Annotated in this window: 18 protein-coding genes; 4 read left to right on the plus strand and 14 right to left on the minus strand. The window is 37.0% G+C overall.

Translation table 11 applies throughout. The features are described 5' to 3' along the window. Window positions 1-54 precede the first annotated feature (54 nt). Window positions 55-621, plus strand: coding sequence for a hypothetical protein (locus tag HND50_18980; protein NOG47333.1), 567 nt, complete (start codon window positions 55-57; stop codon window positions 619-621). Between the two features lie 35 nt (window positions 622-656). On the opposite strand, the gene ccsA is transcribed toward HND50_18980, so the two are convergent. Beyond that, window positions 657-3,014: a cytochrome c biogenesis protein CcsA gene (ccsA, locus tag HND50_18985; protein NOG47334.1), complete on the minus strand. Its 2,358-nt coding sequence runs from the start codon at window positions 3,012-3,014 to the stop codon at window positions 657-659. Between the two features lie 245 nt (window positions 3,015-3,259). Here ccsA and HND50_18990 point away from each other — a divergent pair, with 245 nt between their 5' ends. Next, window positions 3,260-3,622 carry a BlaI/MecI/CopY family transcriptional regulator gene (locus HND50_18990; GenBank protein NOG47335.1) on the plus strand — a complete coding sequence of 121 codons (363 nt, stop codon included), beginning with the start codon at window positions 3,260-3,262 and terminating at the stop codon, window positions 3,620-3,622. 12 nt (window positions 3,623-3,634) lie between these two features. Continuing rightward, window positions 3,635-5,791, plus strand: a complete 2,157-nt coding sequence (locus HND50_18995) for a hypothetical protein (GenBank protein NOG47336.1) — start codon at window positions 3,635-3,637, stop codon at window positions 5,789-5,791. A 128-nt stretch (window positions 5,792-5,919) separates the two neighbouring features. On the opposite strand, the gene HND50_19000 is transcribed toward HND50_18995, so the two are convergent. Next, window positions 5,920-8,415, minus strand: coding sequence for a copper-translocating P-type ATPase (locus HND50_19000; protein NOG47337.1), 2,496 nt, complete (start codon window positions 8,413-8,415; stop codon window positions 5,920-5,922). A gap of 103 nt (window positions 8,416-8,518) precedes the next feature. Here HND50_19000 and HND50_19005 point away from each other — a divergent pair, with 103 nt between their 5' ends. Continuing rightward, window positions 8,519-9,040, plus strand: a complete 522-nt coding sequence (locus HND50_19005) for a sigma-70 family RNA polymerase sigma factor (protein NOG47338.1) — start codon at window positions 8,519-8,521, stop codon at window positions 9,038-9,040. 43 nt (window positions 9,041-9,083) lie between these two features. On the opposite strand, the gene HND50_19010 is transcribed toward HND50_19005, so the two are convergent. The 12 genes from HND50_19010 to HND50_19065 form a co-directional block, all read right to left on the minus strand. Beyond that, the gene (locus tag HND50_19010) at window positions 9,084-12,194 is read right to left on the minus strand and encodes an efflux RND transporter permease subunit (GenBank protein ID NOG47339.1); all 3,111 of its coding nucleotides are present in this window, start codon (window positions 12,192-12,194) and stop codon (window positions 9,084-9,086) included. A gap of 188 nt (window positions 12,195-12,382) precedes the next feature. Beyond that, window positions 12,383-14,065 (minus strand): efflux RND transporter periplasmic adaptor subunit, encoded by a 1,683-nt coding sequence (locus HND50_19015; GenBank protein ID NOG47340.1) that lies wholly within the window; start codon window positions 14,063-14,065, stop codon window positions 12,383-12,385. 113 nt (window positions 14,066-14,178) lie between these two features. Next, complete coding sequence (locus HND50_19020) at window positions 14,179-15,423, minus strand: TolC family protein (GenBank protein ID NOG47341.1); 1,245 nt, start codon at window positions 15,421-15,423, stop codon at window positions 14,179-14,181. Between the two features lie 215 nt (window positions 15,424-15,638). After that, window positions 15,639-16,040, minus strand: coding sequence for a hypothetical protein (locus HND50_19025; protein ID NOG47342.1), 402 nt, complete (start codon window positions 16,038-16,040; stop codon window positions 15,639-15,641). Window positions 16,041-16,264: 224 nt separating this feature from the next. Beyond that, window positions 16,265-16,984, minus strand: a complete 720-nt coding sequence (locus tag HND50_19030) for a PIG-L family deacetylase (protein NOG47343.1) — start codon at window positions 16,982-16,984, stop codon at window positions 16,265-16,267. Window positions 16,985-17,213: 229 nt separating this feature from the next. Then, window positions 17,214-17,816 carry a DinB family protein gene (locus HND50_19035; protein ID NOG47344.1) on the minus strand — a complete coding sequence of 201 codons (603 nt, stop codon included), beginning with the start codon at window positions 17,814-17,816 and terminating at the stop codon, window positions 17,214-17,216. A gap of 45 nt (window positions 17,817-17,861) precedes the next feature. Beyond that, the gene (locus HND50_19040; protein NOG47345.1) at window positions 17,862-18,617 is read right to left on the minus strand and encodes a hypothetical protein; all 756 of its coding nucleotides are present in this window, start codon (window positions 18,615-18,617) and stop codon (window positions 17,862-17,864) included. Window positions 18,618-18,749: 132 nt separating this feature from the next. Next, window positions 18,750-19,835, minus strand: a complete 1,086-nt coding sequence (locus HND50_19045; protein NOG47346.1) for a DUF4242 domain-containing protein — start codon at window positions 19,833-19,835, stop codon at window positions 18,750-18,752. A gap of 357 nt (window positions 19,836-20,192) precedes the next feature. Continuing rightward, entirely contained in the window at window positions 20,193-20,612 is a 420-nt protein-coding gene (locus tag HND50_19050) for a DUF3788 family protein (protein NOG47347.1), read from the minus strand. Then, a complete protein-coding gene (locus HND50_19055) occupies window positions 20,613-22,088 on the minus strand; it encodes a serine hydrolase (GenBank protein ID NOG47348.1) in 1,476 nt (491 codons plus the stop codon). It abuts the gene before it with no gap. 142 nt (window positions 22,089-22,230) lie between these two features. Beyond that, window positions 22,231-22,653, minus strand: coding sequence for a VOC family protein (locus tag HND50_19060; GenBank protein ID NOG47349.1), 423 nt, complete (start codon window positions 22,651-22,653; stop codon window positions 22,231-22,233). Between the two features lie 169 nt (window positions 22,654-22,822). Beyond that, a complete protein-coding gene (locus HND50_19065) occupies window positions 22,823-24,913 on the minus strand; it encodes a response regulator (protein NOG47350.1) in 2,091 nt (696 codons plus the stop codon). Between the last annotated feature and the right edge of the window lie 431 nt (window positions 24,914-25,344).

Consider the following 25,344-nt stretch of genomic DNA (forward strand, 5'->3'; position numbering starts at 1 on the left):
TCTTTTTGATCGTACGGGGATTTTCCCCGTGCGATCTTTATTTTTTTAAACTATATGCCTGCTAAAAAAAAGATCAGCCCGCCATTCGAAAGCCCGCTTGAAGAAACTTTTAATAATAGATTAATTCCACTGTTAAAGAAAAATGTTAATTTAATCCCACAGTATGAAGTAGAAACTATCTGCAACAATTTCAGGCTGGATTTTTTTATTGGCCATAAAAAACAGAAAATTGGAATTGAACTGGATGGACCAACTACGCATGATCAAAAGGCACAAATTTACGATTACTGGCGTGATTCAGTTATTCTATCGGAAAAACACGTGGATAAAATTTACCGTATCTCCGGCCAGGGGTTAATCGATAATTTGAACGTAATCATGATCAAGTTATTCAAAATCATTCCTCAATTTTTAGATTTGGATAAACAAAAAAATATTGTTCTTTCTGATGCAGATATTGACAAAGAATTTGAGATTATAGTTGAAAGCATGGACGATGTTGGACGGGGAAAAATTTATAAATATATCCAAAACCAAAATGGTGGACGGCTTAATCCATTAATTTATAAATACAAAAAACAGTATGGGCATTTTGGATATTCAGCTGAAGAACTAAAATAAAAAAAGAGCGCTTTTAGAAAGGCGCTCCATAATAGTTACTTTGATTGTTTTGCTTTTTTTGTTTTAAGTTTTGTGCCACAATCCGTACAAAATTTTGCCGTTTCAGAATTGGGAGATTTACATTTTGGACAAAGTTTTTGATGGGTGGTCTTTTCAATTTCCTTCGGGATTAGCTTCACTTCTTCTGTTCTGCGCTGCATGGCCAAAATTGTCCCAAGTGTGAGAACAATTGTCCCAATCCATAAAACACCCATAAATGGTTTATTGCTAATTTCTACTATAACCTGTTCCGGTTTTGGTGTTGTAGGAGTTTCGTCTAAGCCGTCAAATTCCAATTTTACCTGTCCTTGCTCAGCATTAATGCCAACAATTGTAACGGTTGGGTTAACTGCCCCATGTTCTGAACCGGGTATTGTAGCAGGATGAGGATGTTGATCTCCTTTTGTCATTGCTAAAGATGGACTCACTTCAAAGGTTTTGTCTTCCTTTGTAAATTCCAGTATTGCCGATACGACAAATTCTTTATTCTCAGGATTCTGAGCCATGTTAAAAGTCTTAAATGTAATATGATATCCGGCATAATCTTTATGCTCACCTTTTGACATCACAAAAGTGGAACTGTTTCCGGAATTATTATCGATCTTCTGCATTAATGAAAGATAAAAATCGTTAAACAGACCTTCGTTCAAAAATGGTTCGCTCATCGCGCTTCTGGTATAATCGTTCATATACAATCGCGGATCACCTTCAATTGTCTCATCGTTTTGTGTTATATCAATTTTTAAACCATGTTTTCCATCCGGACTGTTAAAGTCAGACTTGTAGATAAGATCATATCCCATGGCAGTTTTTGATACATTTTTAGTTAAGGAAAAGCGTTCTGATTCGCTAAAAAGCCCTGAGATAATTATTCCAATAAATAAAAAACCCACACCAACGTGAGCCAATGGTGCGATAACCAGACGCCAGCCTAATTTTATTTTTTGGGCAAAAACCACAAAGTTACTGGTTAGTGCAAATGCCGCTGAAACAGTAAATATTATATTTTGAAAACCAGGCATTTCTATAACTATAGTAATGATTAGCGTAATCACCGCAAGAACAAAGGATGGGATAAGCCGGATAATTATTTCTTTGAAAGGTTCTTCCCGCCAGCTTAATAAAGGTGCCAAGCCAAGTAATATGGACATACCGATGGCAATAGGCATATTTACTTTGTTATAAAAGGAAATATCGACCTGCGCAGGATCGCCTAAAAGCTGGGTAATTAGCGGCGATGATGTACCGATCAAAGTCATAACCGCGCTTAAGGATAATAAAAGTACCGTGAGGACCAAAACCTGTTCTTTCGAAAAGAATGTCCATTCAATTGTAATATTTGGTAAAGATTTTCTTCGAACATATAAAAGCGCAATGCCAATAAAAATTGATGAGATAACATAAATAGTGAGATATCCGTTAATTCCAAGATCTTGAAATGAGTGCACAGAAAAATCTGCTAACACACCACTTCGAGTTAAAAATGTAGCGTAAAGGACCATACCAAAAGACAAGATAGCCATTAAAAAATTGGTTTTATGCAACGTATTGCGAAGCCTTGTTACTATTAGCCCATGAAATAAAGCCAACACAACGAGCCAGGCTATAAGTGAAGAGTTTTCAACAGGATCCCATCCCCAGTATCCACCCCAGCCTAAAACTTTATAAGCCCAGTATGCGCCAAGAATAATTCCTGCACCTATTGTAATCGATGAAAAAAGCGCCCAGGGTAAAGCCAGTTTTTCCCAATTTTTATATTCCTGTTTTAGCAAAACGGCAAAAGCTATTGCAAATGGAATTGTTGTTGCAGCATATCCTAAAAATAATACCGGCGGATGAATTACCATCCATGGGTTTTGTAATAATGGATTAAGGCCTGCACCATCCGGTGGTGTGCCATTTTGGATGGCAAATGGACTAGCAATAATTAATAATAGTAAAAATGCTAACTGGACAATATTAATGACCAGCATGGAATACGATTCCAGGCGCCGGGCAGTTTGCATGTATGCAACACCCATAACGGCAGTCATTAATGTCCAGAAAAGAAAAGAACCTTCCTGGCCTGCCCAAAATGCGGAAAAAAGATATCCTGTACCAAGACTGCGCGATGTATATCTATAAATATAATCAACCTGAAACGCATGGGTAAATATTAGATACCATAAATAAACAGATGCAAAGCTTACAAAAATGGTCATTGCATAAAATCCAACCCTTGCCATTTTCTTAGATTTTTCTGCAGCTTTTATTTCTTTTCTATTTTTTTCTAATACTGACAAACGGTAGTAATGCCACATTGAAAATATTGTAGCTACAAACGCTCCATAAATTAAAAACAGACCTAATTTCATTTTAAAATCCTTTACAATAACAATTATTAATAAGGCTAAAGTAGCTTTTAATATACAAAATATATTTGTTTTTTAATACATAAAAATCATTTGTTTTATTCCAATAAAACAACAAAAATCTATTGTTTTAATTACTATCATTAATCCAGAACAATTACATTTTCTTCTACAAATGTAGAATTTAAACTTGACAAGGTTCTACAGATGTAGTATGTTCTTCTACAAACGTAGAAAGGAGATGATTTATGAAGCTTACCGAGCCCGAATGGCAATTAATGAATGCCCTTTGGAAAAAATCACCAGCAACAGCACGTGAAATAATCGAGCATATTCCCGGGAATGTAAAATGGGCCTACACAACTGTTAAAACAATGCTATCCCGTCTGGTTGCTAAGAAAGCTGTTTCTGAAAAGAAAAATAGTAACACAAGTATTTACGAACCATTAATTTCGCAAGAAAATGCACAGCGTAGTGCAATGTCCACACTTTTTGACAAAGTTCTGGATGGAGCATTTGAACCGCTAATGCATTTCCTGGTGAATCACAAAAAAATCTCTGCAAAAGAGCGCCAGGAACTTATTCGACTATTAGAAGAATCTGAAAAATGACGGAGGTTCATTATGTTCGCTGAGGTTAATTATCTGGTAAATGTTTGGTGGCAATGGATGGCTGCAATGTTATGGCAAGCAACTCTGTTTATAATTATAATTTCAACAATAGACATTTTAATCCGCCGCTGGGTTTGGCCGCAAGTGCGCTATGGGCTTTGGTTGCTTGTATTAGTCAAATTGATGGTGTCACCAACATGGTCCAGCTCCAGTAGTATTATTTCGAATATAAATCCACAATCTTATGAACGCATCGTTTTTGCCGGGGCAAATAGTGAAAAACACATAGAAAACAGAAACAAATCCCATAATTTTAATTCTACAATTGGCAGCAAGACCCATAAATCTGACCAAAATATTGACCCCCAAACCGTAGAATACCTCGAAGCAGGGGTAAACCAATCCTGGAAAACTTATGCTTTTGTAATCTGGATAGCCGGCATGCTGGTATTCTTTTCGCTACTAATTTTGAAAATGGTCAAATTACGCAAATGGCATCGGCGATATAAAGAGAATGAAACAATTCCAGCATGGTTTAATGAACTATTAGTTGATACAAGTAAACGTATTGGCCTGATGAACTTACCTGCTATTGTATTTTCGGATAAAGCGGTTACTCCAGCCGTTTATGGTTTGCTAAGACCTGTTTTGCTCCTTCCGGCAAATTATTTAAACTCCTTGCCAAAGAAAGATGTGGAACACATTTTAATTCATGAATTATCACACTTGAAACGTGGTGACTTGTGGCTTCATGGGCTTTGTTTGGTAATGCAGATTATTTACTGGTTTAACCCTCTTATGATCTGGGTTAGGAGGGAGATGAAACATGTTCGCGAGATTTGTTGTGATTTGACTGTGGCCAGTGTTTTGGGCGAAAAAACAAACCAATACCGGCAGACCCTATTAAATACAGCAAGAAAATTGCTTACCGAAACAGTTGAACCGGGTCTCGGGCTACTTGGGGTTTTTGAAGAGCCTTTTCGTCTGGTTTCGCGTTTAAAATGGTTGGAGAAGAAAAAATGGTTAAGCAGGAAATGGATCGTTTTAAATTCTGCTTTAGCATCCCTTTTTATAGTTATTGCAATTATGCCTATGGCTGCTATGGAGAAATCGTCCGATATATCATTAAATCAGGATAACTTTAACACCCCAATCGCAGATGGACGCACTGTTCAATATAAGGATAGCGTTGAAAACGGCAGCGTAATTGATAAAATTATCAATCTGTTCAAGCCCGAACCTAAACCAGTTTTTAAAGTGCAACAATCTGATCCCTTTTGGGCCATAATACTTCCGGTTACCGGGACAACAGATCAGATGCCAGCTGTTTTTGAAAAGTTGAGAAATTACATGGATGCAAACATGATCAAAAAGTTTGGTAATCCATTTATTAGAAAATATGATGATGAATCTATTGTAGGAATTTTAAATGTTCGATGGGAGGCCGCTTTCCGAATTAAAGATAGCGTAGCGGTTAAGAAACCTTTTCAGGTGATTCGTATTCCCAGGCGAGATGTTTTAAGTGCCCGGGTTGGAAAAAACTTTGATCAAAAAAATTGGAGTATCCAGGCTACTTCCTGGTTATACCATAATAACTACAGATCGCTACCACCTCACCACATCTACTGGCCAAATGGCGTCCATCAACCCGGCAAGCAACGTCCTGCATTTAACTTTGAAATAGAGATTAGAAAATTTGAGGAGCCAATTCCCAAAGTTGATATTTATACAAGGCATATGCGGGGTCGTCATGAACTTATCTTGCAAATGAAAGGTAGCCATGATCAAGAGAATGGCGCGCTTTTAAAAATTCAGAGGTATGTCAAAAAACGGAATATTAAAACGCTAAGTGCGCCATTTGTACGATATTTTAATACACCCGAATGGACGGCTGATGAGGACCTAACCTGGCATGTCGGAATCGCAATCAAAAAAGACTTAAAAATTGAAGAGCCATTTCGGGTTGAATGGAAAGACGGTTGTAAGCTGGCTTGTACAATCTTTGAAGGCAACCATTCTGAAATACCCTTGAATTTTTGGCATGGCTTTGCGCTTACTTTGTCCATGAACGGTTATAAAGTAAAAGGAGTGCCCGTAAAGCTATTGAGTCAAAAACTTGAGGGTAATAATTATTCCGTTGAATTACAGTGGCCAGTCAACAAATGGTAGAAGATTTTTTTCATTTTCCTATTGCCAATCATTTCTTGTAGTTCCGCAAAATCTGATTCAAAACCAGGGGGTTGTGCAAAGATTCCACAATAGTTTGTCCAGCCCCCTATAAAATATGTAAGTTATTATTAACCTAATGTTATATTTTTCAACCTTAAAGAATTAGCAATCACTGAAACAGAACTAAAACTCATTGCCATTGCCGCAATCATTGGTGAAAGTAAAAGACCAAATACAGGGAATAAAATTCCCGCTGCAATGGGCACACCTAAAATATTATAAATAAAAGCAAAAAAAAGATTTTGTTTGATATTTTTCACTGTTTTTTCACCCAACCTTATGGCCCTAACAATCCCGATAAGATCACCTTTTACCAATGTGACCTCGCTGTTTTCAATGGCGATATCTGTCCCTGTGCCCATTGCAATGCCAATATCAGCCCGTGCTAACGCGGGTGCATCATTAATCCCATCTCCGGCCATTGCGACTACTTTGCCTTCATCTTGTAATTCCCGAATTACATTTAATTTATCTTCCGGTAGACATTCCGCTTTATAACGTGCAAGATTCAATTGATCAGCAACAGCATTTGCCGTGTTTTTATTATCACCGGTTAACATAATCACCTCAATACCATGTTTTTTTAAGTCTGAAATCGCTTGCATACTGCTACCCTTTAGAGCATCCTTAATTGTGACAAAGCCAACTACATTTCCATCAATGGAAATATACGATGCTGTTTTGCCAAGCTTTTGTTCGGCCTTAACTTCTTTTTCTAACTCCATAGGAATTATAGATTTTACTTGATCCATCATTTTATTATTTCCAACAGCAATTCTTTTATCGCCGACAACTCCTGTAACACCCTTACCTATTATTGTTTTAAAATCTTTAGATTCCTGTATCCGAACATTCTTTTCTTGTCCATATTTTACAATGGCATTCGCCAGAGGATGTTCGCTATATTGATTTATTGCAACCAGATATTCCAATAATTTCTCATCATAATTACCAAAAATATCGATAACTTTTTCAACAGTGGGTTTGCCTTCGGTTATTGTTCCTGTTTTATCTGTTATTAACACATCCACTTTATTCAATTTTTCCAATGCTTCGGCATTTTTAATCAACACACCATTTTGAGCCCCTTTACCAACACCAACCATTACAGACATAGGAGTCGCCAAACCCAATGCACATGGACATGCAATTATTAAAACAGCAATTGCATTTACAAAAGCAAATACTATTGCCGGGTTTGGACCGAAAGCATACCATGAAACAAAAGTAACCAATGATATTAAAACAACTATCGGAACAAAGTATTTAGAAATTCTATCTGCTAATCTTTGAATAGGTGCCTTTGATCTACTAGCCGTATTCACCATCTGAATTATCTGTGAAAGCAAGGTTTCTGACCCTACTTTTTCAGCTAACATCACAAAGGACTTTATTCCATTTATTGTCCCGGAGCTAACAGTATCCCCTACACTTTTATCTACAGGAATTGGTTCGCCGCTTATCATTGATTCATCAATATAACTTTGGCCACCAGTTATTTTTCCATCTACAGGGATTTTTTCACCAGGTTTTACACGAAGAAGATCACCCTTTTTTATGGCATCGATAGAAATAATTTTATCCTCATCATCTGTTACCAATGTGGCTTCAGTAGGTGTTAATTTTAATAATTCTTTTATTGAACCACTCGTTTGGCTGTGCGCTTTAGCTTCAAGTAATTGGCCTAATAAAACCAAGGTCAAAATAACAGTAACAGCCTCAAAGTAAACAAATACCGTTCCATTTTCGGTTTTGAATTGGTCTGGAAAAATATCCGGGAAAAGCAATGCAAAGATGCTGAATAGAAAAGCAACGCCCGCGCCAATTCCAATAAGAGTGAACATATTCAGATTCCAAGTTACAATTGACTTATATGCCCGTTCAAAGAACATCCAGGTGGCATAAAACAGAACAGGCAGCGCTAATAGCAGCTGAATCCAGTTCCAGGTTAATTGTGAAAATGCTTTCCCCAGCGGATTTCCCGGAATTAAGTCTGCCATAGCAATAATAAAAACGGGGATTGTAAATGAAACGGCCACTTTCATTTTTTTAAGTAATTTTAAATAGCTTTTGTCTTCTTCACTTTCTGATGGGTCCAGGGGAACTAAATCCATTCCACAAATTGGACAATCACCCGGAGCATCTTTTATTATCGCCGGATGCATGGGGCAAGTATATTGTGAAGCTGTTTCGATTTTTGGGTGCTCCAATAAATCCATTCCACATACTGGGCATGATCCGGCACTGTCATAAGTTTTATCATCTTCACAGTTCATCGGGCAATAATGGATCCCATTTCCACCTTCCAAATTTTTTATAGCATGTTGGTGATATGAATGATTGTTTTCTTTACCAGGCAAATCAATTGAATAATGCAGTCCTGCCCCTTTTAAGGTTTCCTGAAGTTTTTCTATTGGAATATGTGAGGTCATTTCAATTACAACTTCTTCCTTATTCAAATCAATTGCTACACTTTCAACTTCTTTTAAATTAGCCAAAGCTACCTCCACACTTGTTTTACAGCCTAGGCAGGTCATTCCTGATATTTTATATGTGTGCTTCATCAGCGAATTTGTTTTCATCTTTTTTGTTTCTCCCATTTTTTGTATGCTCTGTCTTGTTTATTTTCCGCGTAGACGAAGAACTTTAAAAAGGTTACACAAAGAAATGAAAGATTTTGAAAATGCGTTAAATACTCATCTTGACGAAATATTGTCGTTCGCTCATTCAAAACTCAATGATCAACAATTAGCCGCAGATGTTGTTCAGGATAGTTTGCTTAAAGCTGTAAAAGCACAAGATCAATTAAAAGAAGAAGCCAATATCCGTGCTTGGCTTTTTTCAATTCTTCGTAATACAATTACGGATCTGTATAGAAAGCAAGCTAAAAACAAATTAACTATTGAAGATCCTGGCAACTTACCAAACGCCGATGAAATAGATCAATTAGCTTGTACTTGTATGGAAAAACTAATTCCTACGATGAATGAAGACTATGCGTGGCTTATTAAAGAGCTTGAACTCAATCAAAAACAAACATCTTTAATTGCAAAAAAGCTGAACATTAGCGAAAATAATTTAAAGGTAAAACGACACCGCGCCAGGCAACAGCTTAAACAACGCCTGGAAGAAACTTGCCAGATGTGTGCAAAACATGGCTGCCTGGATTGCGATTGTGAACAGACTTGATTGTTAAATTTAAAAGAAGTAGCGAAGTACGCCCAAACAACACTTACTTTTTAAATTCCCGTTCTTTCCACATAAAATAAATTACCGGGATAACAATCAGTGTTAAAATAGTTGAACTGACCAACCCGCCAACCATTGGTGCGGCAATCCGTTTCATTACTTGCGAGCCGGTACCCATGCCCCACATAATCGGTAATAAACCTGCAATAGTCGTACTTACCGTCATCAGTTTTGGGCGTACGCGTTCTACAGCTCCATGTATTACAGCTTCTCTCAAATCAGAAATAGAATTCATCTTGCCCCTATTTTTCCAATCTTTAAAAGCATTGTCGATGTAAAGCAGCATCACAACACCGGTCTCAGCAGCAATCCCTGCCAGGGCAATAAAACCTACAGCTACTGCAACACTAAAATTATACCCTGCAAACAACATCAGCCAAATACCTCCAACCAGTGCAAAAGGAAGCGATAACATAATAATCAGGCTTTCAGTCATATTTTTAAAATTAAAATAAAGCAGCAACAAAATTATTATTAGCGTGATTGGTATTACCAGCGTAAGGCGTTCATTGGCCCGTTGCATATATTCGTACTGCCCACTCCACACAATGCTGTAACCAGCAGGGAAATCGATGTTTTCGGTTACGATTTTACGAGCCTCGTCCACATAACTGCCGACATCTATATTTCGCAGATCAACATATAACCATGCAGTCCTTCTTGCATTTTCGCTTTTAATACCCGGCGGGCCTTTATGGATTTCAAAATCAGCAACTTGCCCCAATGGAATTTGAACACCATTTTTAGCGGCAATTAAAACGCGTTTCAAGGCCGGAATATTATCACGGAGCTCGCGGCTGTAGCGCACATTTACAGGATACCTTTCCAAACCTTCAACAGTTGTTGTAACATTCATTCCACCAACAGCCGTCATGATAACATCCTGAATATCACCAACGGTTAAACCATAACGCGCGGCCGCTTCACGATTAATATCAAAGTCGAGATAATTTCCGCCAGTAACCCTTTCCGCAATTACGCTGGATGTCCCGGGTACGTCCTTTAATATTGCTTCAATCTGCTGGCCAAGATCACTCAAAACCTGCAAATCCGGTCCCATCAATTTTATTCCAACAGGTGTTTTGATACCGGTACTCAACATATCAATGCGTGTTTTTATGGGCATGGTCCAGGCATTTGTCAAACCGGGAAAATCAACTGCCGCATTGAGCTCATCAATCAGTTTTTCCATGGTCATACCCGGTCGCCATTCGGATTTTTCTTTTAAAGTGATTGTCGTTTCGATCATCGTCAACGGTGCCGGATCGGTTGCAGTTTCTGCGCGACCAATTTTGCCAAACACGGTTTTCACTTCCGGGAATTGGGCAATAATTTTATCAGTTTGCTGCAACAATTCTTTTGCTTTGGTGACGGATATTCCCGGCAAAGTTGTAGGCATATAAAGCAAGTCACCTTCATCTAAAGGCGGCATAAATTCTGACCCTATGCGCATGGTTGGGAAAATAGTAATAAGTACGATCAAAAAAGCGCTGCCAATGGTTGGCCATTTCCATTTTAAAACAAAATGAATTACCGGTCGGTATAAACGAATCAATATACGGCTTAAAGGATGTTTCTCCTCAGAGTGAATTTTGCCGCGGATAAAATAGCCCATTAAAACCGGTACAATAGTGATCGCCAAAATTGCCGAAGCAGCCATAGCATAAGTTTTTGTAAAAGCCAATGGTTTAAACAACCTGCCTGCCTGTTGTTCCAGCGAGAAGACGGGAATAAAAGAAAGCGTTATTATTAAAAGCGAATAAAATAGAGATGGACCAACTTCTTTAGAGGCTTTTAAAATAATTTTCCAACGCTCTTCCCCGGAAATGCCTTCCTTTCCCTCCAAATGTTTGTGGGCATTCTCAATCATCACAATCACCGCATCCACCATAGCGCCAATGGCAATGGCTATCCCACCAAGAGACATTATATTGGCATTTAATCCCTGGGCGCGCATTATTATAAACGATGCTAAAACTCCAAGTGGCAGGACAATAATCGCCACAAAAGAGCTACGCAAATGGAGCAGAAAAACTATTATAACCAGGGCAACAATCAGGCTTTCCTCAAGCAGCTTTTCACTCAGATTATCGATGGCGCGTTTTATCAGGTTTGATCGGTCATAAGCTGTTTCGATAGTGACGCCCTCAGGCAAGCCAACCTTTAGCTCCTCAATTTTTTGCTTTACATTTTCAATAACTTCCAGCGCGTTTTCCCCAAAACGCATAACAACAATCCCGGCTACCGTTTCGCCTTTGCCATTCCATTCCACAATTCCACGTCGCAATTCAGGTCCAATATGAATATTGGCAATATCGCCAAGCAGAATGGGCGCATTATTTGGCCCCATGCCAACCGGCACATTTTTTAAATCATCAATAGATTTTATGTAACCGAGCCCACGAACCATAAACTCTGTCTCGCCCATTTCCACCAACCGGCCGCCGACATCGTTATTGCTGCGTTGTATAGCTTGCCTGATTTTGGAAATTGAAATATTGAAGGCCTGTAGTTTTAATGGATCAACCTCCACTTGATATTGCTTTACAAATCCGCCGATTGAAGCAACCTCGGAAACACCTGAGACACTGGCCAGCTCATATTTCAAATACCAATCCTGAATGGATCGTAATTCCTGCAAATCATATTCATCACCGCCATTTAGCACATATTCAAAAACCCAACCGACACCAGTTGCATCCGGCCCAAGTTGTGGTGCCACATTTTTGGGTAAGCGATTAGCAGCATAATTAAGATATTCCAGCACACGGCTTCGCGCCCAATAAAGATCAGTGCCTTCTTCAAAAATGATGTAAACCATGGAAAAACCAAAGAAAGAATATCCGCGAACATCTTTGGCAAAGGGTACGGAAAGCATCGCCGTTGTTAAAGGATAAGTAACCTGATCCTCAACCACATTTGGTCCTTGCCCTGCATATTCCGTATAAACAATTACCTGCACATCGCTCAAATCCGGGATCGCATCTACAGGCGTATCAAAAATGGAATAGATCCCGCCAATCAGGATTAAAACCGCACTTACTAAAACCAAAACGCGATTGCTTATAGATTTTTCAATTATTTGTTCAAGCATTTTTTAATTCCTTTAATTTTGCCTTTTATGCTTCCTTAAAAGTGTCATTCTGATCGCAACAGAGTGGAGAGAAGAATCCCTTTTTTTCTAATTTCTTTAATCAATGGGATGCTTCGTTCCTCAGCATGACAACATTCGTTTGTCATCCTACTCATTTGGTGAACAAGTGAAGGATCTCAGTTTTTATTTTACCGAACTTCTTTCTCCACAAGCTTCATTTCACAAATCGGACAACGGTCACTCGATTCTGTTGAAACATATTCCGGGTGCATCGGACATGTATAAAGATTATCTGGTTCAGCAAATTCATCCATCTCATTCAGTTTCATTTTGCAAAATGGGCACCGCGCATCAGGATCACTTGTAATAAATTCAGGATGCATAGGACAAGTGAATAATTTTGATTGATCCAACTCTATTTCCGGATCATGATCATGCAATTCAAGATTAGTCTTAATTGATTCCTCTTTATCATCCATTTCCATTTTTGGCATATCCTCGGATTTCGGGCTTTGCTTTGCTGCGCGGATCTTGGCGATGGCCTCTCTGGTTTGGCTTTCGGAATCCAATAAAAATTGTCCGGATGTAACAACACGTTCACTCAAAAACAATCCACCCAATACCTGCACAAACCCATCATCCGATTCTGCACCGAGCTTCACCTGGCGTGGTTGAAAATGTCCTTTTTCCTGCTCAATAAAAACAATGTCACGCAAACCCGTATGGATCACGGCTTCAGACGGAATTGCCAAAACTTCACTGGCAGCTTCTGCTTCAATGTTTACTGTGGCATGCATATCCGGTTTTAACAAAAGGTGAGGATTATCAAATTTTAAGCGGACATGAGCGGATCTTGTTTTTGGATCAAGATATGGATAAATGAAATCAAGCGTACCTTCAAAACTATGGTTGGCAAAATCCAGATTTAAATGTGCTTTTTGACCTTTTTTAAGCAGTGGCAATTCATTTTCAAAAACAGTAGCTTCAACCCAAACCTGAGACAAATCTGCAATTAAGAAAAGGTGTGGTAAATTTGCTCCACCCACTTTATCGCCTTCAACAACTGCTTTGTGAATCAGATATCCATTTACGGGAGATCGCAAAACTGTAGTTCGTTTAACCTCTCCGGTGTTTTTCAATCGCTCAATTTCCTGATCCGGGATATCCCATAGCTCCAGGCGGCGCTTGGCAGAGTTATAAAGTGAATATGTATTATTAAATGCCCCGGAATGAACATCGTCAATTTTTTCAAGAGAATTGTAAGCCATCAAAAATTCTTCCTGGGTTGAGACAAGTTGCGGAGAATAAATTTCCAACAAAGGCTGCCCTTTTTTTACATACTGGCCTGTGGTGTTAAAATGCAGTTTTTCAATCCAGCCATTTATTTTGGTTGTAACCGTATATTCGCGGTTTTCAGCCACTCGCACGCGGCCAAACGCCCGGATACTTCTTTTAAGGGTTTTATGGCTAACCTCGGAAAAGCGCATATTCATATTTTGCTGAATGCGTCCCTCTACAAAAATGCCTCCGCCATTTCCACTCGCATCATCATAAACAGGCACAAGATCCATTCCCATTTTAGATTGGCCGGGCTCGTCATAAATTTCTGTTGGATCCATAGGCGCCTGCCAATACAAAATTTTACGCTCATCATTATTTTTCTTCCCGGCAGGACCCGAAAGGTTTACCGGCAAAAGCTTCATCTCGCAGATAGGACAATTACCGGGTTCAGGCTCAAGAACCTCCGGATGCATTCCACAGGTATAAAGCTGTTCTGCTGTTTCAACATTCGTTGGTTCACCCGGGCTAAACAGGTAAAAACCAACTGCTCCAATTAATATGCCGAAAGCTATAAGAATTATGTTTTTCATTTTGTTTTCCTATGTTTATTTCTTTGCTTGAATTGCACCCACCCCTAACCCCTCCCAAGAGGGGAACTTGTCATGCACCATGAAAAGTATTTTTACACAATAATTATCAATTATCAATTATCAACTATCATTTCAGTGCCAACCGCCCGCTCTAAAGCTGCAACTATTTTTTTATGATTGGCTTGTTCTCTGACAAAAGAGAGCCGTAATTGTAAAAGCATGCGCTCGGCATCCAGTAAATCCAGGAATGAAAAATTTCCACTGCGATAAGCAGAAAAAGCCGAATTAAGACTGTTTTCAGCCTGGGGCAATAATTCATGTTTATAAAGTTTTAGTGTTTCAAGCGTTGATTTTTCCCGAAAAACCAAATCAGCAATTTCATTTTTTATTCTGATTTTTAGATCAGCTAATTTTGCATGTTCCATCAAAGCCAATTGCCGGGATTGCTCAATCGCTGCATTTCGCGGCGCCTGCCATAAAGGGATATTGAAACCAAACATAATTCCCCAGGCGTCTTCACCCGCATCAACAGCAGGAGTGTTTTTATCCAAAACCGTAATATAATTAGCCTTGATGGTTAAATCCGGCCAGCGGTTTTTATTTGCCAGATCCTGCTGAAAATCAGCAGTTTCTAAATTTAATTGAATTGATTTTATTTCCCGACGATTTTTCAGCGCATGTTCAATTAAATCATTTTGCGAATAGCGATTATACGAACTGTCAATAATTGTAACTTTGCCAATATCCGAATCCGCCGATTTATTTCTCGTGGCGTTTAAACGGGCAAGCGTGGTAGAACGTTTTCTTTTTAGATCATGTATGCGGACATTTATTGATGTCTGCTCGACCTGTGCTTTTATAATTTGTGCCTGGATGCCCTGTCCGGTTGCATATTTTGCCTGCGCGGCATTGATAAAATCTTTTAACAACAGCAGATAATCATCGAGGATAATTAATGACCTGTCGCTGAGATATAAATCATACCAGCCTGTTTTTATAGAGAAAACCAAATCCCGGCGTGCAATCTCAAAATTCAAGCGGCTAATTTCACCTGGTTGCCGGGCAATCTTTTCCTTTAAGTCCAGTTTTCCCGGGAATGGAATTTTTTGACTTAAGGAAAAAATATTTTGTTGCGGTCCAACACGGGTTTCCACAGGTTGCAGCCATTGAGTTACGCCAAACACAGGATCGGGCAAAGCGCTAACCTGGTCTGGCAATTGAGAATTTGCCAAAGTTTTCTTTTCAGCCGATTTGAGAGCCTGGTTATTTTGCAGCGCTTCTTCTATAAAACTTTTTAAGCGTAAATCCTGGGCAATGATTGATCCGGCAAAAACAAAAATAATTAATAATAATTTCATGGAAATACTCTCCACATTTCTTCTTTTTAATTCAATGGACTCTTCACTTCACATGCATTCCATTCAGAATAACAGATTAGCAATTGTCATACTGAGCTCAAGCGAAATATCTCATTGATTTGATACAAGAGTTTACTAATCTAAAACGATAATGATAAAGATTATGATTACGGGTAAAACTCATTAAAAAGGGCGTATTTATCCCAGGGAATGAATCAAATAAGGAAGGTATTTATTTTTTTGTAGATTTTATTGCTTAGTGTAGAATATTGCGAAGCTTTTGATAAACTAAAATTTTTTGATGAACCCGTTGATTCCAACGTACTAAGTGTAACAAACTCAATATTTGCAATAAGCTTTGTAGTTGTTTTTGTAGCCGGGACAGCAGGTATGTTCTCTTTTTCTGTCTTATCCTGATCTGTCATTTCCGGGCATTGACAGCTTTCTTTCTCCATTTCATCCATTTCGCAGCAGGTCATTTCCCGGGGCATCTCGCAGGTGGTTTCTTCAACACAACTATCTTCTGCACATTGGTTTTGGCCGGCAAATGGGAAAAAGCTAATTCCAAAAGAAAATAGCATCAATGTAGATATAGAATTTTTTAATAATCTCTTCATAAAAATGTTTGTTAGTTGTCAACAAAGTTAAGCAGACTAAATCAGGATTCCAAATCAAACTATAAAGTTCTTCGAGTTGTTCCATTTGTATTTCGATAAAAATGAAAAGTACATTAATCACCAAAAGAAAATATAACAAAAGTAATTATAAATTATTTTCAGAGTGATGTAAGAATGCTAACAAATTCAGCTCACTGTTCAGAATAAGGTGTTTTAGACTATCACTAATATTTTTTGATCAGTCTGTCCGTTAATGAGGCAACCGGCGGCTTAAATGACTCCTGAAAAAATTCAAATGAAAGTGATTTTGTTACCATTTCTTTTATGTGTGATCCTTCAATTGGTACTTTATATGTAACATAACAATCCAGTGCATTATGGGCCGCTTTAACATTTTCAGTAGAAAGTTCTACTACACAATCTGTTTCTTCACCTTTTATCGTCTTAAAATCGAATTTTTCATTTTTTTTATTATCATCTTCTGTAAGGCCAAAAAAAGCTAATCTTCTCAGATTGTTGTTCTTATCTTTAAGTTCCATAAAAACTCTTTTTACAGCCGCATGAGTAATAAGATGATCAGGATAGCCACTAATACCATGAACCGGATAGGTAATTAAAATATCAGGATTTATTTTTAATACATGATCGTGAATAATTTTTTCAATATCACGTGGATCCATTTCTTTCAAGCCGCTGTCAGTCAAATCATGTACTTTCATACTGGTGAGGTTTAAGCTTTCTTTAACATTCAACATTTCTCTATACCTCACTTCCCCCATTTCTTTAATGGAAAGATTAAAACGATGTCTTTGTTTCGTTGCCCCACCTTTGGTTAAGGTTAATAGGTGAACCTCATTTCCCTCCTCAATACTTTTATCGATAGCTCCGGCAGGTCCATAGCTTTCATCATCAGGATGAGGGAAAACATAAAGAATACGGAATATTTTGTTTTTATCTTTATGAAGAATTGTCTGCTTTTTAAATTCTGGTTGTAAACAAGCTGTTACGGTAGCAAGAAATAAAATGATCGATAAAATTAAACCACGGTAATTCACATCTCCTCCATTGTAAAAATGAATATTTCGTTTAGTTATGCACCTACATCAATGTAAATTAGGTTTTCAGGAAAATGCCCAACCGAAAACCTAATTCTTTTATAATTGATTTTATACTTCATTCTGGCTTGTGTTTGGCCTTTGCTTCAGCTTTGGCAGTCCAGGGAGGCGTAACACCCACACTGCGCGCATAAGCAATTGATTGACCAAGATGCTCGTGCAAATGATTCAATGAAGAGACCATAAAAATTCTTAAGGACATGTCCATTCCATAAACATTAACCATTTTTTCCAGATCTTTTTCGGTAATCATTTTACCGGTCGTCATCAAATCTTTAAAAGACCTTGCCAGGGTATTATTAATTTTAGTTTTATCTGTTGTCTGTTTGTCCCATTTTTCCATTGGTAATCCTATTTCAATATCTTCCGGTACTTCATAACCGCTAACCTTAGCAAAGTAATAATTAGCCAAAGCGATATGCCGGTAAACTTCGCTTATGGAACGAACCCCTTTAAAAGGACGCCAGGTATATTTTTCCTGAGGAACAGCCTGCTGTAAATCCAAAACTTTGCCTTGAATATACTGTACCTGTCCCAGGAATTCTAAACAAAACCCGTTCTTCTCCATTTTTGTTTTTTTTGTATCCGATTCCTGTGCAATTGAAATAGAAAAAAGAAAAATAATAAAGGTTGAAACTGTAATCATAAAACGATTATACATGAGAATTCCTCCATCTAAATTAATAATATTTGTTAATAATTGGATTTACGAGACAACTTTTTCTAATTGCTTTGTACGAAAAGAAGGAAGCAACGCCGGAACCTTTTCTTTGTATTTTATATAACTCTCACCGTGATTAGCAATCAGGTCACGCTCTTCCATTTTTACACCAATAACAATATAGATAGTCATTGTTAAGGCAAAAACAAGGTGACCGATTGTCATATGCGGAATACTCCAAATACCAATCAAAACACCCAGCATAATCGGGTGACGGACCAGCTTGTATAAAAGTGGCATTTTAAAACTAATTTGTGGTATCGGTTTCTTAACAAGATTAAACCATATTTGCTGCAAGCCAAACAACTCAAAATGATTTATCAAGAAAGATGAGAATACAATCAAGCCCCACCCAATCCATGATAAACTAAAAACAAAAACCTGGGCAATTTCATTTTGAATAGTCCAAACGGTTATTGGGATCGGGCGCCATTGCCATAAAATCAATGATAAAACTATTCCGGTCATTAATATAAATGTACTGCGCTCTGCGGCAGCAGGGATAATTTTTGTAATAGCCTTCTTAAATCCTTTGCGCGCCATAACTGCATGCTGTACCCCAAACAATACAATCAAAGCAATATTAATAAGTAGAGATTCTGCCATTGGACCTGGCAAACCAGAATCTATTGTTTTTGGCAAAAATGAAAGGTTGCCCATAAATCCGAACCAATATATTAGAGCGCCCAATCCTATTAAATATGAGATTGTTCCATATAGAAATACTAGTGTACGTTTCATACGCACCTCCTTTGCTTGGTTAAACATTGGAGTAATAATAAGCTTGTATTATGGCGACCTGTTATAACAAATCGTCCAAATGTTGGTAATTTTAGTTCAGGAGAGGCTATTGTTTAAAAAAAAGATGCTTATTTATTTTGACTGGAGGTAATCAGAAGGAGAGATATTATATTTTTTTTGGAAACATTTTGAAAAATAGGAAAGGCTGTTAAACCCCGTCTTAAAAGCAATTTCTGAAATATTACCTTTTTGTTTCGCCAATAATTTTAATGCTTTGTTTAAACGATAATCTTTCAATAAGGTATTTGGTGATTTTCCAATAAGGGTGATCATTTTACGGTATAGTTGTGATTTGCTCAAACCCAATTGAGTATTGAAATCGTCAACTTTTAAAGAGGTATCATTCCATACTTTTTCCATGTAATCCATTACTTGATTTAAAAATAATTCATCCGCTGTAGTTAGGGAAAATACCGGATCAGATTCTTTAAATCCTTTTAGACTTTCATTTTTATAAAGATCCTTAACTTCTGAAGATAATATTATTGACTCTTTTTCGATCTTACACATACGTTCCGCTAATTTAATGGCCGTTTCAAAAAAGTGTTCATGCTCAGTAACCGGGGCATCACCACTTAAGCTTATTTTCATAACAAAACCACAGTCCTCTGAGCTTTTTAAAATATTTTTATATTGAGATTGTATTTTAAGTGCACAATTAACTGCATTAGTTATGGAATAGAAAGAAGCTAAAAACTTCTCACGACTTTGGTTTACAACCCTCCCCTCAAATTCAAGAATTGATTCAACTATTTCTTTGTTTAACCTTTTCAGATATGCAATTGACTGATTTAAAGGATTTTGGTCTAAATCAATAACCATTATTGCTCTAAATGCCGCTTCATTAATTGGTACCTCTGTGACCGGTGCAGTTGTTGGATGTTCAATTCTACCTAAAAAAGACTCAACCACATCTGGATCAACTTTTATTATTCTATGAGCTACTTCACCATGAGAAGCATTATGCATGTCTTGTAAAGCTTGTTTATTAGGAGCATTTACTAAACAAAAAGCCGTTTTTCTATCGTTATCAAACCAATATGTTAGGACGGTACAATTAAACAGATGCTGAACTTTATAATCCGCAGCGTGCAGTTCTGCCGCCATTTGCGGTGTTACAGCTTCGGGGACATTATGACGATCCATGTACAATGGCATTTATAGCCTCCCTTTTTTGTTTTCAGTAAATATTGTCAAGAAGAGGTTGCTGACAATCGAAAAAATTATTATTGAGAGTTATATGTATAACAGAGAATTATTTTCTATCTAATACAAGAGTGTAACAAAATAAATGACAATAAATTCCAATAGTAAATTCGTATGAAAAGATATTCTTATAATAATAGGGTCATTCTTTTAGAGATGCAGGCAATGAGCTCGATCCCCGTAAAGAAATAACAAACAGTATAGGAATTTGTAAGTAGTAAGTGATTATTCGGCCAAAGTAGCGAAATATTTGTAACGGTTAAATGCCAGACTCAGGCATAGCAATGGATTCGAGTTTTATGTTCTGAATTAAAGTTTCAATTTTATTTCGATCAAAGCCAATACTATTTCTACATCTTTATCCGAGAGTACAGTCAAAGTAAAAGGCCTTATTTTACCATACCTTTTAGCATTTTTAAATTCTTCTATTAATTCTGTTGGAATTGCACTTTGCATTAGAAACGGTTCGACTTTATCGCCAAAATAAAAAGTAACCAGGAATGCATTTTTTTGAATAGAAAGCCAAAATATCGTTTTTTTCTTTTTGGTTAATTTAAAAAGCCAGGATTTACCATCGTTATAATAACGCCATTCTTCGTTAAAGTCCGGATGGCCATCATGAATTTTATTGAAAAGGGATTCCCAAAAAGATTTAGATTCTCCGATATGAGAAAAAATTATTTCCTCAGTGGGATATTGACTTTGGTCTGAAAGAATTTGTTCATTCATTTAATTTTCCTTTTTGAAAATAAAACTTAGAAACTCAAAGTTAATCACATTTTCATGACCGTCGTTTTTAAAGCGAAGCATGACATTTTTCTTAGGATCAATTGCAAAACAAAATTCGTTTAGTTTGACAGGTTTGATTTCATAATTAAAACTGGGTCTTTCCTTAAACCTTAAAAAAAGTTTTTTATTCTTGGGATAAATGTTAGCGGAAGCGCTTCGACCTGCTACAGCATATTGTCCTACATATCTATTGAGGTCATGTTTATTTTGTTTATCAGGTTCCTTAGCTTTTTCTTCTTTTAAAACGGGGATAAACTTTTCATAAATAATTTTTGTTAGTCTTTTCTCCGGCCCGATGTATCCTTGTGGATAATTACAATTCGTCATTATTACAACACCAAATTTAAGTTCCGGTATAACTTCAGCCTTGGCAAAGAAGCCCCAATGCCCACCCGCATGTGTAATCACCTGGTACCCGTCTTTATAATAAATTCCCCAACCTATTCCGTATGTGTCTTTACCTTGCATTGTTTGCGGCGTACGCATGCAGCGCAAACCATCACCGCTTATTATTTGTTTCCTACCATCAATTTGATCCCGAAATTGTAAAGAGATAAAACGTGCAATATCTTCGCTTGTTGAATACAACCCGCCGGAATATTTTAAAACATCCAATTCCCAATCGGGTGATACAAAACGCTCAAAGTTTGGCTCAAGATATGTATAACCTACAGCAAAACGGCTTCTTTGCTCCTCATTGAGGTTAAAACCTGAATCATTCATTTTAAGGGGATTAAGTATCTTACTTTTAACATATTTTTCAAAATTCACTTTTGCTGTTCTTTCAAGAGCCATTCCAAGCAATTGATATCCAAAGTTTGAATAATGCGGTTTGGTATTAGGGACATATCGGATTTCAACTTGATCCAGTGTCGTTAGCAAATCATTTTTTGTTACACCCCAAACAATTTGTTCTTTACCCCGTGATACAATCCACATTAAATTTGAAAGATAATGCCAAAAGCCCTGATTGGCATCTACATTGAGACCAGATGTATGGGTTGCAAGTTGATGTAAAGTTGTAGGACCCGTATTAATTGGATACGTTGGTTTATAGGCAGGAATGTGCTTAATTAAGGGATCATTTAAATTTACAATTCCCTTCTCGGCCATTTGCATCAACATCGTTGCGGTAAATAATTTTGTGATTGAACCGACACGGTAAATTGTTTTTGTAGTTGCAGGCACATTTTTATCAATATCGGCCAAGCCAAATGCTTGAGAATATATTATTTCCTGATCATGGACAAGTGAGATAGAAAGACTTGGCCAGCCACGCTGATCCATTAAACTTTTACAAGTTTCTGGCATTGCATTAATCAGTGAATCAATAGAGGTTTGAGAAGTTCCGGGGGCAATAATCATAACAGAAAAAAGAAAACTATATATAGCTTTTTTTATTTTAATATATCCCATCAGTTTCGCCTTTGTTAAGGTAGATGCCATTGATAGTTAATATTTTTTATGAGCTAATCGATAGCTCAATTAATGTATGCGGGAGTAATGATGCGGTTGGTACATTATTTTTCTAAACTTAAAAAAAGTGTATTACCTTGGGTTATATGCTGCGTTTTGTAATCACATGTTCTTCGTTTAATTGAAGCAGATCCCAAAGATTACCATATAAATCCTTGAACACTGCAACCATGCCATAATCCTGTTTTTTAGGTTCTCTTACGAATTCTATTCCCTTTGATTTCATGTTATTATAATCACGCCAAAAATCATCACTATTAAGAAAGAGAAAAACACGACCACCAGATTGATTTCCTATAAAAGGTTCTTGTTCTGGTTTAGAAGCACGGGCTAATAATAAGCTCACTCCATTAGACCCTGGAGGTGAAACAACGACCCATCGTTTTTCTTGCTCAGGCTGATACGTATCCTCAATCAACTCAAAATTCAGTTTTTGTGTAAAAAACTCGATTGCCTCATCATAGTCCCTCACTACCAATGCAATATGTACAATAGATTGTTTCATTTTTTTCTGTCTTTTATTTAAGCCAATTTACAAATATTAAAATAGCTAAATAAGCACCTAAAAAAAGGAGTGAGAATTTGTCTTTTGAGAATTAATAACCATAGTTAAAACTAAAACTGGGTTAAGAATTATTTGAGGTAAATTAATAAAAAGTACCGGCTTAATAAAGCTATTTTTTAACTAGGTTATTTCCAAATTTTGCCAATTTTTGGCGAAGTTCATCGAGGCGAACAGGCTTACTTAAATAATCATCCATACCAGCTTCAAAACACAGCTGTTTATCTTCAGGTGTTGCGTTCGCGGTCAAAGCAATAATCGCGGGCCGATTGGTGCTCCATTCTTTTAATACATGGCGGGTTGCTTGCAAACCATCCATCTCCGGCATTTGGATATCCATAAAAATCACATCGAAATCCTGATCTTTCAATTTAGAAATTACTTCTAACCCGGTGCTGGCTAAGCTGGCATCATAACCCAATTGTGCGAGCATTCTTAAAGCGACTTTTTGATTGACAATATTATCTTCGGCCAAAAGAATGCGTAACGTTTTAGATTTACTAATTTCACTTTTAAAAGGAGCGTTTATTTCTTTTTTCTTTTCTTTCTGATAAACATTTCTAATTGTCTTAAAAAATTCAATAGGTTTTAGCGGTTTTGAAATATGATAATCCCAGTTTTTATCTATTTCATGATTTTCCGTTAGAAGTATTTTTTTTGCGTTCCCAAACTTTAAACTATCCATATTTCCAATAGATACTGCTTCATCCACTATTACAATATCTGCTGTACCGCTGATTGGCCCCTTGAATTGATCAATCAAATCAACAGATGCCCCCCAGTTTTCTAAATATAATTTTAAATGCTCAGCAATTGGTTTATAATCATGGATCAAAACAATACTCTTATCTTGAATTATTTTCTCAGACCAGTTCATTTTATTATGCTTGGCTTGTTTGCATTTAATTGTAAACCCAAATTCCGATCCAACAGATTCTGTGCTTTTAACCCAGATATGACCACCTGCCATTTCAATAATTTTTTTACTAATGGCCAGCCCGAGACCCGTTCCCCCGTATTTGCGGGTTGTGGATGTATCAGCCTGAGAAAAGGCATTAAACAAACTTTTTTGATTTTCTGCAGAAATTCCGATGCCTGTATCTTCAATAATAAAACGGATCATGAATATTCCAGAATCCGATTTCAGGATACTTTTCTCTTGGGCATCTACTTTAAGAATTACATGTCCCCGATCTGTAAATTTTAATGCATTCCCAATAAGATTTATTAATACTTGCTGGAGGCGTTTGGAATCACCAAATATGCTTAATGGAACACTGGGATCAATATACAATCCAAGCTGCAATTCCCTTCCGTAAGACTGTACCCTAAACATATCTAAAATCTCAGTTAAGAAGGTTCCAAGGTCAAACGGCTTATTTTCGAGCTTCAACTTTCCTGCATCTATTTTGGAAAGATCAAGAATATCATTAATGATGTGTAATAATGCATCACCGGAGTTTTGAATTATATCTACATATTCTTTTTGTTCATGGGACAGCTTTGTATTATCCAGCAATTCACTCGAGCCAATCACGGCATTCATTGGAGTTCGTAACTCATGGCTCATATTTGCAAGAAACATTGCCTTTGCTTCCATTGCAGATTCAGCCTGACGTTTAGCTTTGTCCAAATCAATAGATTTAATTCTTAATTGCTCATTATCAAAAAGCCCAGTCCAATAATTTTTACCTTGTTTTTTTGCAAGCATAGCAAAATAAAAATTAAACATGATTCCCGCTGCGGCCATTGCAAATCCGAAAGTATTAAAGGAATAAATTGATACTATAACTGGAAGCCCCAATAACAAATATAGAAAGTTCTTGTAAATTTTTTCATCAGCGGAAAATGCAGTAGAACCTCCAGCCGCAAGACCTGCAGAACCAGCCGTAAAAACAAGTGCCGTATTACTTGTACCATCCCAAATAATATTTATTGAACCAAACGCACCCCAAAGAAATGCCGATGCAAAAATTGCCCCCACAAATCTTCTGCGCCAATTTGCCGGATTTAAATCGTAGTTTTTTTCAAAATTTTTATAGGAATAGAAGCGGGAGACAGCCACAATAAAACACAAAAAAGACATTCCAAAGACTAAAAAAGGCCGTTTTAGAATATAATAATCTGGTACACATATTAGAATAAGGCCAATTGAATATATGAATCCACCAACCGCACCGCGTTCTGCTAAATGCTGATGCATTCTCCGGTGAAACGTTTCTTTTTTAAGTTCTGGACTTGATTGATTATCTGATATATTCAATTTATTGAATTTAAGATTATTATATATTTACTCCTTGGAGTAATTATTTTTCGACATATCCATCTTAAACATAAATTTAATACAAATGGTAAGTTAGCTATAAGAAGGTTAGTAGAGTTTTCAAAACTAGAAAAATTACATTTACTTAATTCTTAATTTTATTTCTATCAAAACCTGTGTGTTTTCTATGGCCATCTGTTTTTGGCGGTCTTAAATTGATTCTTTTAGTCTGAAATGCTGTTTTCCATTATAAGCGGTTCTGCTTTGTCACCATTCTTCATTGAAATCGGAAAGACTCTCAAAATGTTATTAAACAACACTTCCCAAAATATTTTGGATTTGCCTTTATTAGAAAAAATTATTTCCTCGGT

Source organism: Calditrichota bacterium (assembly GCA_013112635.1).
GTDB lineage: Bacteria > Calditrichota > Calditrichia > Calditrichales > J004 > JABFGF01.